Annotated in this window: 11 protein-coding genes; 3 read left to right on the top strand and 8 right to left on the bottom strand. The window is 53.8% G+C overall.

What is annotated here, in order from left to right; genetic code table 11:
- Window positions 1–104 precede the first annotated feature (104 nt).
- From QZ310_RS05215 to QZ310_RS05195, 5 genes are all read right to left on the bottom strand, one after another.
- The gene (locus QZ310_RS05215) at window positions 105–524 is read right to left on the bottom strand and encodes a PH domain-containing protein (RefSeq protein WP_297071110.1); all 420 of its coding nucleotides are present in this window, start codon (window positions 522–524) and stop codon (window positions 105–107) included.
- 272 nt (window positions 525–796) lie between these two features.
- Window positions 797–1822 (bottom strand): sugar kinase, encoded by a 1026-nt coding sequence (locus QZ310_RS05210; protein WP_297071234.1) that lies wholly within the window; start codon window positions 1820–1822, stop codon window positions 797–799.
- A gap of 63 nt (window positions 1823–1885) precedes the next feature.
- A complete protein-coding gene (kduI, locus tag QZ310_RS05205) occupies window positions 1886–2806 on the bottom strand; it encodes a 5-dehydro-4-deoxy-D-glucuronate isomerase (protein ID WP_297071109.1) in 921 nt (306 codons plus the stop codon).
- A gap of 55 nt (window positions 2807–2861) precedes the next feature.
- On the bottom strand, window positions 2862–4286 hold the full coding sequence (locus QZ310_RS05200; protein ID WP_297071106.1) for a PTS transporter subunit IIC: 1425 nt from the start codon (window positions 4284–4286) through the stop codon (window positions 2862–2864).
- Window positions 4286–5080, bottom strand: coding sequence for a gluconate 5-dehydrogenase (locus tag QZ310_RS05195; RefSeq protein WP_297071104.1), 795 nt, complete (start codon window positions 5078–5080; stop codon window positions 4286–4288). Before QZ310_RS05195 ends, QZ310_RS05200 begins: the two co-directional genes overlap by 1 nt.
- 233 nt (window positions 5081–5313) lie before the next feature.
- On the opposite strand from QZ310_RS05195, the gene QZ310_RS05190 reads away from it, so the two are divergent.
- Entirely contained in the window at window positions 5314–7329 is a 2016-nt protein-coding gene (locus QZ310_RS05190; protein WP_297071102.1) for a fructose-1,6-bisphosphatase, read from the top strand.
- A 374-nt stretch (window positions 7330–7703) separates the two neighbouring features.
- Window positions 7704–9179, top strand: coding sequence for a thioredoxin-like domain-containing protein (locus QZ310_RS05185; protein WP_297071100.1), 1476 nt, complete (start codon window positions 7704–7706; stop codon window positions 9177–9179).
- Between the two features lie 285 nt (window positions 9180–9464).
- On the opposite strand, the gene QZ310_RS05180 is transcribed toward QZ310_RS05185, so the two are convergent.
- The 3 genes from QZ310_RS05180 to QZ310_RS05170 form a co-directional block, all read right to left on the bottom strand.
- Entirely contained in the window at window positions 9465–11267 is a 1803-nt protein-coding gene (locus QZ310_RS05180) for a chloride channel protein (protein ID WP_297071098.1), read from the bottom strand.
- Window positions 11268–11335: 68 nt separating this feature from the next.
- A complete protein-coding gene (locus QZ310_RS05175; protein ID WP_297071096.1) occupies window positions 11336–12721 on the bottom strand; it encodes a sugar transferase in 1386 nt (461 codons plus the stop codon).
- Between the two features lie 161 nt (window positions 12722–12882).
- Window positions 12883–13452 carry an L-threonylcarbamoyladenylate synthase gene (locus tag QZ310_RS05170; RefSeq protein ID WP_297071094.1) on the bottom strand — a complete coding sequence of 190 codons (570 nt, stop codon included), beginning with the start codon at window positions 13450–13452 and terminating at the stop codon, window positions 12883–12885.
- Between the two features lie 240 nt (window positions 13453–13692).
- On the opposite strand from QZ310_RS05170, the gene asnA reads away from it, so the two are divergent.
- A complete protein-coding gene (gene asnA, locus QZ310_RS05165; protein ID WP_297071092.1) occupies window positions 13693–14727 on the top strand; it encodes an aspartate--ammonia ligase in 1035 nt (344 codons plus the stop codon).
- Window positions 14728–15080: the final 353 nt, after the last annotated feature.

Raw genomic sequence — 15080 nt, 5'->3', positions numbered from 1 at the left:
AAGCAAGCCGCCAAAATATGGGAAAGATTGGAGGGTTTATACGGAGGAAATCAATAAATACACATTTCTAACTCCATCTGCGTAACATACGCACACCTCCACTTTCAGGCTGTCAGCCTTGCGTTGATAGCGTCTACCATTTCAGCGGGGTTCTGACAGCCAAGCATGTATTTGCGACCATCTTTCATCGTGACGAGAAAGCAGTCGGATGCTTTGCCATAGTATGCAAAATATTTGCCGAGGTCACGTTCGCTGAACCATCCCCAGTAGCCCATGAATCCTCCGCTGCCACAGATACGTTTCTCGGCCATCGTGGGCTGACAAAGCTTCACCGATTCTATTTCGGCGAGAGGCAATTCCTTTATTCTGAGCGAACGATGGATGCTCAGTGTGCTGTCATCGACCGAGACAGCCATCGGAGCATAGAAAAGAGCGACGAAACACCAGATGACCATTATTGCCGCCAATGTCCATAGAAGCACCGTCTCGTCACGATCGGCACAGGCGATTAAACCTATTGTCATTATTAACAAACTCCCGACCGAAAGGCCTATAGACCAGTTACCAAATTTCACAGAATGTTTCATAAGATGAATGGGATTTTATGATACGGTGGATTATTTATATGGTTTATCTATTTAAGAGTGGAAATACACCCGCTTCTTTTAATCATTAGACGCAATCTCACCCCAAAAAGTTACATGACAGAAGCAATAAAAATCACCCGTGTAATCCTTTTGTGGATGACACGGGTGATTGGATTAATTAAAACAGAGAACTGATTTTCAAAAGTTCCTTAGCGCTGTACGCGGCCATTGGCGTTACCGCCGGCGAGGGCCTTAACTTCGTCTACAGTGACGAGGTTGAAGTCACCGGGGATGGTGTGCTTGAGGGCAGAAGCTGCAACAGCGAATTCGAGGGCCTCACCCTGGTTGGGCATAGTGAGAAGGCCGTAGATGACACCACCTGAGAATGAGTCACCACCACCTACGCGGTCGATGATGGGGTTGATGTCGTAGCGCTTCGACTCGTAGAATTCCTCGCCGTTGTAGATCATAGCCTTCCAGCCGTTGTGGGTAGCTGAGAAAGATTCGCGGAGGGTAGAGATGACATACTTGAAGTCAAATTCCTTGGCCATAGCCTTGAAGATGCCCTTGTAGCCTTCAGCGTTGGTCTCGCCGCCTTCAACGTCAGCATCGGGCTTGAAGCCGAGGCAGAGTTCAGCATCTTCCTCGTTGCCGATACATACGTCGACATACTGCATGAGGGGACGCATGATTGACTGAGCCTTCTCCTTTGTCCAGAGTTTCTTGCGGAAGTTGAGGTCGACAGATACAGTCACGCCGTGACGCTTTGCAGCCTCGCAGGCAAGACGGGTGAGCTCGGCAGCCTTGTCGCTGATAGCGGGAGTGATACCGCTCCAGTGGAACCAGTCGGCACCTTCCATGATTGCGTCGAAGTCGAAATCCTCGGGATCAGCCTCGGCGATAGCTGAGTTGGCACGGTCGTAGATGACCTTTGAAGGACGCATTGAAGCACCGGTCTCGCAGTAGTAGATACCTACGCGGTCACCGCCACGGGCGATGTGGTCGGTGTGTACGCCATAGCGACGGAGGGCGTTGACAGCGGCCTGACCGATTTCATGTTTGGGGAGTTTTGACACGAAGTATGCGTCAAGGCCATAGTTGGCACAGCTTACAGCCACGTTGGCTTCACCGCCACCCCAGATTACGTCAAAGTTATCAACTTGCACGAAGCGATGGTTTCCTTCGGGAGAAAGGCGAAGCATGATTTCGCCTAAAGTTACGACTTTCATGATAATTTTTTATGATTATAGGATGATTAAAGATTTGTTGTGAATGTGATGAATGGAAGAGGGAGGTGGTTACTTCATTTCGAGGTAGGTGATCTTGTCCATGTCGCCATAGTCGAGGTTCTCACCGCCCATACCCCAGATGAACATGTAGTTCGAGGTTCCTGCAGCAGCGTGGATCGACCATTCGGGAGCCATCACAGCCTGCTCGTTGTGGAGCCAGATGAGACGGTTTTCCTGAGGCTCACCCATGAGGTGGCAGATTGCATTGCCTTCGGGGACATTGAAGTAGAAGTAAGCCTCGACGCGACGGTCGTGGGTGTGGGCAGGCATTGTGTTCCACACGCTTCCGGGCTTAAGCTCGGTGAGACCCATCTGAAGCTGGCAGGGACCTTCTTCAAGAACGTTGGATACGATGAGCTGATTGATAACGCGGTCGTTGGACTCTTCGAGCGAACCGGCCTTGATGCAGTTGGCCTTGATGGAGCCTTTGCGGCCGTCGATGGTGATGAGCTGGGTCTTGTATTCCTTATGGGCAGGTGTAGAGTTGATGTAGAACTTGGCGGGATTTGCGTTGTCCTTGCTGCGGAAGCTGACATTCTGCTTGCCACGGCCGACATAGAGCGCATCCTTGAAGTGGAGTTCATACTCCTTGCCGTCGACAGTCACGATGCCGTCACCGCCGATGTTGACAACACCGAGTTCGCGGCGCTCGAGGAAGTATTTTGCCTTCAGGGGGTCGATGGTTTCGAGAACCACTTCCTTACCGACGGGGACAACGCCACCGTAGATGAGACGGTCATACATCGAGTAGGTGAGGTTGATTTTGTTCTCCTCCATGACTTTGGGCATCATGAAGTGTGAGCGGAGCTGCTCGGTGTCGTAATGTTTTACGTCATCGGGATGGCAGGCACGGAGGATTGAGTATTCGGTCTGCGCCATGCCTGAGAGTGACATTCCCATAAGTGCGATAGCTGTTAATATTTTTTTCATGAGTGATGTTTCAATATTTATTTGAATCGGTGATTATCTGAGTGTGGAGTTGGTATCAGTCCGTGATGTGGCTCGATGCGGGGCGCTCGGCTTCGAGACGCATCATGCGGCGGCGGTTCCACCAGACGAGTCCTGCGGTGAAGACAGTCAGGATGGAGGCTCCGACATAGATGCTGATTGACTTGAAGCCTTCGATACACCAGTAGATGGCTGCTCCGAGCGGACTTCCGGCGAAGTCAAGCGAACCTGCGAGGAAGCCTTCGGGAACCTGCACGGCCTTGTCGTCGGGATGGGCTGCGGCCACTTCATGGGCGGCCTTGGTGAAGTCGGGGGCCATCCAAGTGACGAGGTAGAGCGCGAGCACAAGCACCACGATACCCACCACGAGGGTCTTCAGCACACTACCCTTGGTGTAGGGAAGCACGAGCGGGAAGATGTAGAACATACCTGCGAGCGAGGCCAGCGGAAGGAAGGCGTTGCCCGGAAGGATGACCGCGATGATGAGGGTCACGGGGATGAGGATAATCGAGGCAACGAGAGTGGTCGGATGACCGATGACAAGAGCGGGGCTCATGCCGATCGAGAGACCTTCGGCACCCTTGAACTTGCGGGCAATCATCGAGCGGGTAGCCTCGGAGATGGGCTTCAGACCCTCGATGAAGAGGACTGTCACACGGGGAATGAGCTCCATGACGGCACCCATCTTCACGCCAAGCATGAGAATCTTGGGAATATTGTCGACGATGGCGTTCCACGAATCGAACTGGAGGCAACCGATGACGATACCGACCACGATTCCGAGGAAGAGGGGCTCACCGGCAATGCCGAACTTCTTCTTGAGGCCCTCAGCATCGATTTCGAGACGGCTCATGCCGGGGATGCGGTCGAGAACAGCGTTGATACCCCAGGCGAAAGGCACGAATCCTGCGCAGAAGGGCTGCGGGATGCTGATGCCGTCTACGTCACGGTAGAAGCTCTGGAATTTGGGAGCGGTCACGTCGGCTACAACAAGGGTGATGATGTAGCAGATGATAGCGGCGAAGAAGCCCCATGCGATTGAACCGATAGCGAAATAGACAACGCCGCCGATGAAGGCGAAGTGCCAATAGTTCCAGAGGTCGATGTTGACAGTGCGCGTACCCTTGATGAGAAGCAGCAAGATGTTGACGCCCAGACAGACGGGGATGATGAAGGCACCGACAGCAGTGTTGTAGGCCACGGAAGCCGCTGCAGGCCAGCCCATATCGAACACCTTGAGCTGTAGGTCATAGAGATTGGTGATGGTCTTCAGAGGGTCCGACATCGAGTCGGTCAGCAGGGCGGTGACGATACCGAGGCCGATGAAGCCGACACCGACTTTCAGACCGCTCATCAGCGACTTGTTGAAGCCGAGACCGATGCAGAGACCGAGGATAAGGAAGATTATAGGCATCATCACCGCTGCACCGAGCGAGATGACGTAAGCGAATACTGCCTCCATTACTTGGGCTGTTTGCCGATGTAGGCGAGGATGCCGCCGTCGACATAGAGGACGTGGCCGTTCACAAAGTCAGATGCGTCCGAAGCGAGGAAGACAGCGGGTCCCATGAGGTCCTCGGGAGTACCCCAGCGTGCGGCGGGAGTCTTGGAGATGATGAACTGGTCGAAGGGATGACGGCTGCCGTCGGGCTGGATTTCACGGAGGGGAGCGGTCTGGTCAGTTGCGATGTAGCCCGGGCCGATACCGTTACACTGGATGTTGTATTCGCCGTATTCCGAGCAGATGTTGCGGGTGAGCATCTTGAGACCACCCTTTGCAGCAGCGTATGCGCTGACAGTCTCGCGGCCGAGCTCGCTCATCATGGAGCAGATGTTGATGATCTTGCCGTGGCCCTTCTTGATCATGCCGGGGATGACGGCCTTGGCGCAGATGTAGGGGGCGATGAGGTCAACGTCGACCACGCGGCGGAAGTCCTCGACAGCCATTTCCTCCATGGGGATGCGCTTGATGATACCAGCATTGTTGACGAGAATGTCGATTGTACCGACTGTAGCCTCGATGTCAGCTACCATTGCCTTCACGGCCTCTTCGTCAGTGACGTCGCAGAGATAGCCCTTGGCGTCGATGCCGAGTTCCTTGTAAGCTTTAAGGCCGCGGTCGACAGTTTCCTGACGTGAGCAGTTGAACACGATTTTTGCACCTGCCTCAGCGTAGGCCTGGGCGATTGCAAGTCCGATTCCGTAGGCAGCGCCGGTGACGAGGGCGACCTTGCCTTCAAGTGAGAAATTTACCATATATGCATAGATTAATAAGTTTCAGGCATTTAAGGTGATTGCGCTAAATGTTTGCAAATTCGGTGGTAAAATTAATAATTTTAACAGAGCCTTCAAAATTTAGCCACTTAAAACTTGTAAAAATTAATTTCCGGCCCGAGAAAACTACAATAAGTCAAATTTTATCGACTCATTTCTGCGGGGATTACAAATTTATTTTTAATTTTGCCCGAAATAAATCAAATCTAAGCACCATGTCACCCATCGACACAAAGGTCACCGCACAGCAGGCCGAAAACGACCGACGGATTCTCGAACTTCTTGCCCAGACGTTTCCCGACGTCAGCTCGGCAAGCACTGAAATCATCAATCTCGAAGCCATACTCAATCTCCCGAAAGGCACCGAACACTTCGTGGCCGACCTCCACGGCGAACACGAGGCTTTCCGCCACATTCTGAAAAACGCATCGGGCAACATCAAGCGCAAGGTCACCGACATCTACGGGACATCCATGCGAGAGAACGAAATCCGTCAGCTTTGCTCGCTCATCTACTACCCCGAAGAGAAGATGCAGATTGTCCGCTCGACCGAGGAGGACATGGAGGACTTCTACAACATCACTCTCCATCAGCTCATCAAGGTCTGCCAGAGCGTATCATCGAAATACACCCGCTCAAAGGTCCGCAAAGCGCTCCCCAAGGAGTTTGCCTACATCATCGAGGAGCTTCTCCACGAGGAGCGCGGAGAGTATGACAAGCAGGCCTATTTCAACCGCATCATCGAGACCATAATCACTACCGGCCAGGCCGATGCCTTCATCGTGGCCATGTGTAAGGTCATCCAGAAACTCAGCATCGACCAGCTCCATATCCTCGGCGACGTCTATGACCGAGGACCGGGCGCACATCTCATCATGGACACCCTCGCAAACTACGGCAACTGGGACATCCAGTGGGGCAACCACGACATGCTCTGGATGGGAGCCGCCGCAGGCAACGAGTGCTGCATCGCCAATGTGGTCCGTGTCTCGCTCCGCTATGCCAACCTCACCACCCTCGAGGACGGCTACGGAATCAACCTCCTCCCCCTCGCGACAATGGCGATGGAGACATACGCCGACGACCCCTGCACCGAGTTCGCACCGAGAGTGGACGCGGAGCAGACCGAGCATCCCGAAAAGACACTCCGCCTGATGGCGCAGATGCACAAGGCCATAGCTGTCATCCAGTTCAAGCTCGAAGGGGCAATGACCCTCAAACATCCCGAATGGGAGATGACCGACCGCAACCTCCTCGACAAAATCGACTTCGCCAAGGGGACAGTCGTGGTCGACGGAAAGACCTACGAGATGGCCGACATGAATTTCCCCACCATCGACCCCAAGGATCCCTACCGTCTTACCCCGGAGGAGGAGGAGCTTATCAAGAAACTCCACCACTCATTCACCGTCAGCACCGGACTCAAGCGCCACATATCGCTCCTGTTCAGCCACGGCTGCATGTATGGAATCTACAATTCCAACCTCCTTTTCCACGCCTCCATGCCCCTCAACGCCGACGGGACACTGAAGGATGTGACAGTCAACGGAGCCAAATACCGCGGACGCGAATTGTTCCACCAAATCGGGATGCTCGTCCGCTCGGCTTTCAATGACGACACTCCACACGACGAGAAAGACTACGCGCGCGATTATTATTGGTATCTATGGTGCGGCCCGGACTCTCCCCTCTTCGACAAGAGCCGCATGACCACTTTCGAACGCTACTTCATCAAGGACCCCGAAGCTCACCGCGAGGAGAAGGGCCACTACTATTCACTGCGCCAGAAAGAGGAGGTGTGCGACATGATTCTCGACGAATTCGGGGTCGAAGGTTCCCAGCGCCACATCATCAATGGCCATGTCCCCGTCCGCACGCAGAAAGGCGAGAGCCCCATCCGCGCCAACGGCAAACTGATGGTCATCGACGGCGGTTTTGCCAAGGCTTACCACAAGACGACCGGCATCGCGGGCTACACGCTCATCTACCACAGCAGCAACTTCGAGCTTGTCGAGCATGAGCCTTTCATTTCCGAGGAGGAGGCCATCCGCAGCGGTACGGACATCGTGCGCTCCACCAAGATGGTAGAGCAAACCTCGCAGCGTATCCGCGTCCGCGATACCGACAAGGGTAAAATCCTCCAGAGCCAGATTGACGAACTCACCGAGCTCCTCTATGCCTTCCGCCACGGAATCATCAAGGAACGCAACTCGGGGAAGATAGTTATTTGAGAGTTGTGAGTTTTGAGTTGTGAGTTTTGAGTTGTGAGTTTTGAGGAGCGGCTTTGGTTTTGAGGAGCGGCTTTGTAGGGACGCTTTTCAAAGCGTCCGGAACGAGAATGGATAACACCTGGATGGGACGGAATGATTCCAGGCGTGGACATAGGCTGTTGGATTTCATTGGCTGTTGAGTTTCATCGGCTGTTGGATTTCATCGGCTGTTGGATTTCATCGGCTGTTGGATTTCATCGGCTGTTGGATTTTATCGGCGGACGCTTTGAAAAGCGTCCCTACAGAGCGTAACAGAGCGTAACTGAGCGTAACTGAGCGCAACAGAGCGTTACAAAGTACGACCTATTAATCGTGGACGAAATGCTAAAATCGACATGAAACATATAATAAAATCTATAGGATTGGCGGCCGTTGGTGCGGTTGCTGTGTGCAATCCTTTGGCTATGGTTGCCAACGCTCCGCAGACAAAGAGCGTGGTGATATGCGGCCATGTCAAGAATCTTACAGCTGATTCCCCCGGTGTTATCACTCCTATTGACTGCAATCCGGGGAGGAGCCTTAAACGCCATGCCACCCGCATCGACTCGCTCGGCAACTTCCGTGCAGAGCTTCAACTCCCTTTTGCCCATAATTTCACAATATATTACGCGGGAAAGTTCTACTGCACTTACGCCGCACCGGGCGACTCGCTCTATCTCACCATAGATGCCTGCAATCTCAAGGCCGCACCTATCCACAGTGGCGACAAGGCTGATTTCAACAATCAGTTTGGCCCCGCCTACCGGGCTCTCAGCCCCATCTTCAACCTGACTTTCAGTTCGACTGACCTCCCCCTCGAAGAGTTCCGCGACGAACTACACTCGATGGTCAAGACTGCCAACAGCACGATTTCGGCCTACGCTGACTCGGTCGGGATAGACCCTGACGTTAAAGACTTGCTCGAAAGGACAGCGCTCTTCCAGATTGCCAACGGAATCCTCTCCTATACCTCAAAAATTCCGAGCGAAGATGCTCTCTCTATTTTCCGTGACTCGGTATTCGACATGGCCAATCCGGCCAATTGCCGCGAAATGTTGTTTTTCTCACATCTGAGCAACTATCTGTCAAAGTTGAGTCGGCATGAGCGTACCCCGGAGAAAACAGTTGAGGCCATACTCCGACACCATCCGAAAAGCCCGATGCGCGATCTGCTTCTGACATTTGTCGCTGATCGTATCCGGGAAAACAATCTCGCAGCCTCATCGCAAAACAGCTCAAATGAGACTTCCGGAAATGACACCGACAGAATCGTTGAGCTCGCCATGCCGGAAATCGGCATAGAGCTCTTTGCCGACCCTGCCCGCCACGCTGCCATCTATGGCGAGAGTATTGTTGACACTGCTCTTCTTAGCGCTGTGACTCTCCCGGGAAATATCCACGAACTCCGCGACGGCAAACCCTCACCAACCGACCACACTGACCTCGCATCACTCATCAAAAACCGCTATCCGGGCAAACTCGTCTACCTTGACCTATGGGCCACATGGTGCGGTCCATGCCGTGCGGCTCATGAGAGTATGCCGGAAGTAGCAAAATTCTTTGCCGATGACAATGTCATCTTCGTCAGTATCGCCCTCAAATCTGACCTCAAGGCATGGGCACGACTGACCGTTGACAGTCCCGCCAACTGTCACCACTATATCGTCACGGATGATGACGCCTGCGAATTGATCATGACCACCATGGCCATGACCGGCTTCCCTTCCTACAGGCTCATTTCGCCCGCCGGAAACATCACCGACTCCAATCCTCCACGCCCCGGAAATTCAGCGATTTTCGAATACATCGGAAAGCACCTCCAAGGCCGGTAGGGAACGGGAATCGGTATACACGGGACAGTTTGTAGGGACCCATTGTAGGGACGCTTTTCAAAGCGTCCGCAGATGGATAATACCCGTTGGATGGATAACACCGTTGGATGGACACCGTTGGATGGATAATACCCGTTAAATTGGGGTGGAATGAGGATGCAGTGGGAGATAATACCACGCCTGTTGGATTTTGGTGGCGGACGCTTTGAAAAGCGTCCCTACAAGGCATTATTACAGGGAGTTATCACAGGGCGTCCCTACAAGGCATTATTACAGAGCATTATATCAGTCCTCTGAATAGTGGCGGAGGACGCGGCGGTAGGAGTTGAAGATTTTGGATTTGGAGACGAAGCCGACATAGCGTCCACCGTCGACCACGGGGAGGTTCCATGCACCGGTATCGTCAAAGGCGTTCATCACGCTCTCCATGCTCTGCCCGACATCGACCACAGCCGGAGGAAGGGTCATGAACTGGTTGACGTACATGCGCTTGTAAAGGTCGGGACGGAACATGATGTTGCGTATCTCGTCGAGCAACACCACTCCAAGAAGCGCACCCTGCGCGTCGATGACAGGGAAAAGATTGCGCGAGGAGCGGGAGATGGCTCCTACCATTTCCTTTAGGTTCATTTCTGGACGGACGGACACGAAATCGGTCTCGATGACATTGTCGATTTTAAGGAGAGTAAGGACGGCCTTGTCCTTATGGTGGGTGATGAGCTTGCCTTCGTGAGCAAGACGCATGGTGTAGATGCTGTATGGCTCGAAGAATTTGATGGTACCGTATGAGATGGCCGAGACGATGAGGAGCGGGAGGAAGAGGTCGTAGCCTCCGGTCAGCTCTGCCGTGAGGAAGATGCCCATGAGGGGTGCGTGCATGACACCCGACATCACCCCTGCCATGCCCATAAGGGCGAAGTTCTTGGTCGAGAGGTCGAGACCGAAGACGGTGTTGAGGAAGTAGGCGAAGAAGAAGCCCGCCATACAGCCGACGTAGAGCGAGGGGGCGAAGGTACCGCCGCAGCCTCCACCGCCGTTGGTCGAAGCTGTAGCGAATGATTTGAGCAGTACGAGGGCGGCAATGAAGCCGAGAATCCACCAGACGGAGTCACGGTCCTTGTAGAAGATGGAGCTGTTGACAATCGACTCAGTCTGGCCGTTGAGCAGTTCGGTGATGGAGGTGTAGCCTTCGCCGTAGAGCGGGGGGAAGAGGAAGACGAGGAGCGCAACGATTGAACCACCGACAATCACCTTCTTCCACGGTTTGCCGAGGCGGCGGAACACGCCTTCCATCATGTTCATTGAGCGTGTGAAGTAGAGCGACACGAAGCCGAGGAAGAGTCCGAGGAGTATGACAAAGGGGATACGGGCGGTGACGAAAGGTTCGCTCTGCACAAAGAAGAACTCGACATCATAGCCGGTGAAGACGTAGGCCACCGTAGCTGCGGTGATGGATGCTATAAGCAATGGCATGACCGACACGGTGGTGAGGTCAAGCATCAGCACCTCAAGGGTGAAAAGCATACCAGCGATCGGAGCCTTGAAGATGCCCGCGATGCCTGCGGCGGCTCCGCAACCCACGAGAATCATCAGGATGCGAGGCGACATGCGGAAAACGCGCCCGAGGTTCGACCCGATGGCTGCACCGGTATAGACAATCGGGCCCTCGGCTCCGACCGATCCGCCGAAACCAATGGTGATGGACGAGGCGAGGACGGAGGTGTACATGTTGTGGCGTTTCAGCCTCGATTTGTTCTGTGAGATGGCATAGAGCACGCGGGTGACACCGTGGGAGATATTGTCGCGGACAATGTATTTGACATAGAGCATCGTCAGGAGGATGCCTATCAGCGGATAGATGAGATAGAGGTAACTACCTCCGTCAATATTAATGCTCGATGTGAGGGTGGTGCTGATGAGATGGATTAGCGTCTTCAGGACGAGGGCGGCCACACCCGCCACAATTCCCACGATGAGCGCGAGGATGATGACGAAGGTCTTCTCCTTGATGTGGCGTTCGCGCCAGACGAGCAGCGCCATGAATGCGTCATTGAAACCGCGGCCTATATTGTTGATAACTTTTGTCATGATCGTTTCCTTCGGGTTGTATCTATTAATATATGTGGTGTGTCGGGCTCGGACCGGAGAGCGCTCCCCTACTTGCCTTCGCCACGGAAGATGGTGCGGACGGTGTAGAAAATCACTTTGAGGTCGAGCGAGACGGATATATTCTGAATGTAAAGCAAATCATATTTCAGACGGGCCACCATGTCGTCGAGCGAGGAGGCGTAGCCAAACTTCACCATGCCAAGCGAGGTCAGTCCGGGGCGTACCTGATGGAGCAGGGCGCAGTGAGGGGCGAGGAGACGCAGACGGGAGAGGTAGAACTCACGTTCGGGACGAGGCCCGACGAGCGACATGTCGCCCCGCAGGACGTTCCAAAGGTTCGGAAGTTCATCAAGGCGATATTTGCGCATCACACGCCCAAGGGGAGTGACGCGGGGGTCATCGTCGGCCGAAAGAGCAGGCCCATCGGTCTCAGCATCCACCGTCATTGTGCGCAGCTTGTAGATTCTGAACGGCTTGCGATGATAGCCGATGCGTTCCTGCGAATAGAAGGCAGGGCCGGCTGAACTCATCTTCACCATCATGGCGAGCACAGCGATAACCGGAGCAGTGATGACAAGTCCGACAAGCGAACCGGCCACATCGGCCGCACGCTTCATCGCAACAACCGAATCCGGAAGTGAGGAGCGGGAAATGTCCATCAGCGGTTCGGAGAGGAGATTGTCGTAGGTCACCTTCGAGACAAGCAGCGTATAGTCATCGGGACTGATATATATGGGCCGGTCGAGTGGATAGAGACAGCCGAGGACGTGGAGCGAGAGTCCAGGATTGTCGGGTGGAAGGGCAACAACGAAGGCATCGGCCCCTGCACGGCGGAGCTCGTCGCGCAGGATGTCGCTCCCGACTGGCCGTCCGTCCTCACTGCGCCCCGAGGAGTCAAGGCGGAGGATGGAACTGACACTCTTGTCGCTGCGGCGCATCACTTCAGCCACGTCGCCAGCCTTTCCGTCGGTCCCTGCAATGACGACCACGCCCTCGCCTCCGGGCTTCCTGTCGCGGGCCTTGAAGACACTTGTCACAATAAGACGCGTCAGATAGACAGGCACGAAGAGACAGACGAAAAACAGCAGCAGTATCTCATAGTTCAACCTTCGCTGTGGCAATACGTCGTTGAGAAGCACCACCATGAAAAACGCAAACGCGCCAAGCCCAACGCTGACAAGGGTGGAGAGAAATTCCGTCACCCTCGACTTGGAAGTGACCTTGACATAGTAGCCCGACAGATAGTAGAGCCCGAGCATGAAGAGCGGAAAGAGGGCGAGTGTCAACCTCAGACCCGGCGACGCAAAGAAAGCTGCCATCTCAGCATAGCGCTCACGGATGTCGGCCACGAAGAGGAAACGCACCGATGTGAAGGCCAGCACTCCCGCAATCGTGGAGAGATAGTCGGCAGCTATGTAGATGATGCGCTTCATTGCATTGTTGGGGATTCGTTGACTCTTGGAATTGGTTGACTCCTGGGGACCTTCTCTCTTGGGTTTCGTTGGCTCCTGGTGTTCGTTGACTCTGTAGGGACGCTTTTCAAAGCGTCCGCAAATAAAAAACGGAATTGGAATGGAAATTAAACCGGATATACCTATGGCCTTATGACCGTAATTTCCCCTTCCGGGTTGACCTTCACAATACGCGATGGGAGTGAGCGCGAACAGTCATCGCGACGGGCCTCCATCACATAGTCGACAGCATCAAGTATCTCCGGAGAGATTTCGGAAAACACCGCAGCCGGAGGCTCACCGCTGATGTTGGCCGAGGTCGAGACCAACGGACGGCCAAACTCCCTGCACAGATTGGCTGACACCTCTTCGCGCGTCAACCGAATCCCGACGCTTCCATCCTCGGCAAGCAGTTCGGGAGCAAGCCCACGGGCACCGGGATATACGACTGTCGTCGGACGACCGGTCTCTTCCGTCAACCTCAGAGCTGTCTGAGGGTCAACCGAAGTGAAACGTCCGATGTCAGCGATGTCGGCCACAAGGGTTATGAGCGCTTTGGAATCGGCTCGGCGCTTGATTTCAAACACCCGCCTTACGGCGCGGGAGTCGGTAGCGTCACAGCCGATGCCCCACACGGTGTCGGTCGGATAAAGTATCACACCGCCCCTTTTCAGGACGGCGACAGCCTCGTTGATGTCTTGCACAAGTGTCATAGGAGGATTAAAGGTCTAATTTTCCTACTGCAAATTTATATTTTTTATTTCTAATTTTCACCGTAAGGCCATATTTTATTCCAAAGCGGAAGAGAAATAGCCAAAAGTCAGATATTTTGTAATTTTCACGCCATTTTGAAACAATTTTAGCAATTTTAATTGCATTTTGCTTGCATATATCACATATAAGCTATACCTTTGCCACATAAACACTACAATTCATCTCAAAAAACAATTGACATGCCACTCATTCTCCCCAAGAAATATCACCGCAAACTCCTCCCCGAAACCACCGAAGTAGCAATCAAGATGGTCAAGGATGCCTTCCAGACCACCCTTGCACGCGAATTGAAGCTGCGCCGAGTCACCGCCCCACTCTTCCTCCTCACCGGCACCGGACTCAACGACAATCTCAACGGAACCGAACAGGCCGTCAGCTTCTCCATCGACGCGATGGGCGGAAAGACAGCCGAAGTTGTCCACTCCCTCGCAAAATGGAAACGCTACAAACTCGGTGCCTACGACATCGCTCCCGGCTATGGCCTATACACCGACATGAACGCAATCCGTACCTTCGAGGACCTCGACAATATCCACTCGCTCTACGTCGACCAATGGGACTGGGAGAAGAGCATACGCAAGGAGGACCGCACACTCGCCTACCTCAAGGACACCGTCAGGACAATCTACCGCACTCTCCTCGAAGTCGAGCAGATGGTATTCGAGCGTTTCCCCCACATCACTCCGGTACTTCCCCCCGAAATCACCTTCATCCACGCTGAAGAACTCGCCGAGCGCTACCCCGACAAGACTCCGCGCGAACGCGAGGCGATAGCAGCCAAGGAAAACGGGGCTGTATTTATTATAGGTATAGGCGCACCGCTTGCAAACGGCGAACCCCACGACGGTCGCTCACCCGACTACGACGACTGGATCTCGCTCAACGAGGATGGCTACCACGGCCTCAACGGCGACATCATTCTCTGGAATCCGGTACTCGAAATCCCCTTCGAAATCTCATCAATGGGCATCCGTGTAAGCCCCGAATCACTCGTCGAGCAGCTCGAAATTCGTGGCTGCACCGAACGTCGGGAACTCCCCTTCCACAAAATGCTCATCGAAGGCCGTCTGCCTTACTCCATCGGCGGAGGCATCGGCCAGAGCCGCCTCTGCATGTTCCTCCTCCACAAAGCCCACATCGGCGAAGTCCAGGCATCCATCTGGCCCGAAGAGCAAATCAGACAATGCGCCGAGGCAGGCATCGAACTCCTCTGACCCCGAGTAGACGCGTTGAATGAATCCCCGGTAGGGACGCTTTTCAAAGCGTCCGCCAATAAAATACATCCGGCAATACATATAAAATATATACCCCATATACAAAATACAACATACGAAATACAACCCAAAATAGGTGTGACGCAAATTTTGCGTCACACCTATTTTTGTAAATACTGTATAATTCCACGATTACGCATTTTGACAATTACATTTTGACGATGTATTTCATTTGCGGACGCTTTGAAAAGCGTCCCTACAAAGCGTCCCCAAAGCGTCTACAAAGCGTCCCCAAAGCATCCATGCCAATCCCATGCAACGTTTGCTTCGACAATGCTTAAGTCACCACGACT

It is taken from the genome of uncultured Duncaniella sp., assembly GCF_910577345.1.
In the GTDB taxonomy this organism is placed as follows: domain Bacteria; phylum Bacteroidota; class Bacteroidia; order Bacteroidales; family Muribaculaceae; genus Duncaniella.
Note: the sequence above shows the minus strand (reverse complement) of the source record. Positions and strands in the feature narration are given on the sequence as shown.

What these genes read in the sequence shown, in the direction of transcription:
- QZ310_RS05215 (WP_297071110.1), bottom strand. Translation starts at nt 524, where the DNA reads ATGACAATAGGTTTAATCGCCTGTGCCGATCGTGACGAGACGGTGCTT.
- kduI (WP_297071109.1), bottom strand. Translation starts at nt 2,806, where the DNA reads ATGAAAAAAATATTAACAGCTATCGCACTTATGGGAATGTCACTCTCA.
- QZ310_RS05200 (WP_297071106.1), bottom strand. Translation starts at nt 4,286, where the DNA reads ATGGAGGCAGTATTCGCTTACGTCATCTCGCTCGGTGCAGCGGTGATG.
- QZ310_RS05195 (WP_297071104.1), bottom strand. Translation starts at nt 5,080, where the DNA reads ATGGTAAATTTCTCACTTGAAGGCAAGGTCGCCCTCGTCACCGGCGCT.
- QZ310_RS05190 (WP_297071102.1), top strand. Translation starts at nt 5,314, where the DNA reads ATGTCACCCATCGACACAAAGGTCACCGCACAGCAGGCCGAAAACGAC.
- QZ310_RS05185 (WP_297071100.1), top strand. Translation starts at nt 7,704, where the DNA reads ATGAAACATATAATAAAATCTATAGGATTGGCGGCCGTTGGTGCGGTT.
- QZ310_RS05180 (WP_297071098.1), bottom strand. Translation starts at nt 11,267, where the DNA reads ATGACAAAAGTTATCAACAATATAGGCCGCGGTTTCAATGACGCATTC.
- QZ310_RS05175 (WP_297071096.1), bottom strand. Translation starts at nt 12,721, where the DNA reads ATGAAGCGCATCATCTACATAGCTGCCGACTATCTCTCCACGATTGCG.
- QZ310_RS05170 (WP_297071094.1), bottom strand. Translation starts at nt 13,452, where the DNA reads ATGACACTTGTGCAAGACATCAACGAGGCTGTCGCCGTCCTGAAAAGG.
- asnA (WP_297071092.1), top strand. Translation starts at nt 13,693, where the DNA reads ATGCCACTCATTCTCCCCAAGAAATATCACCGCAAACTCCTCCCCGAA.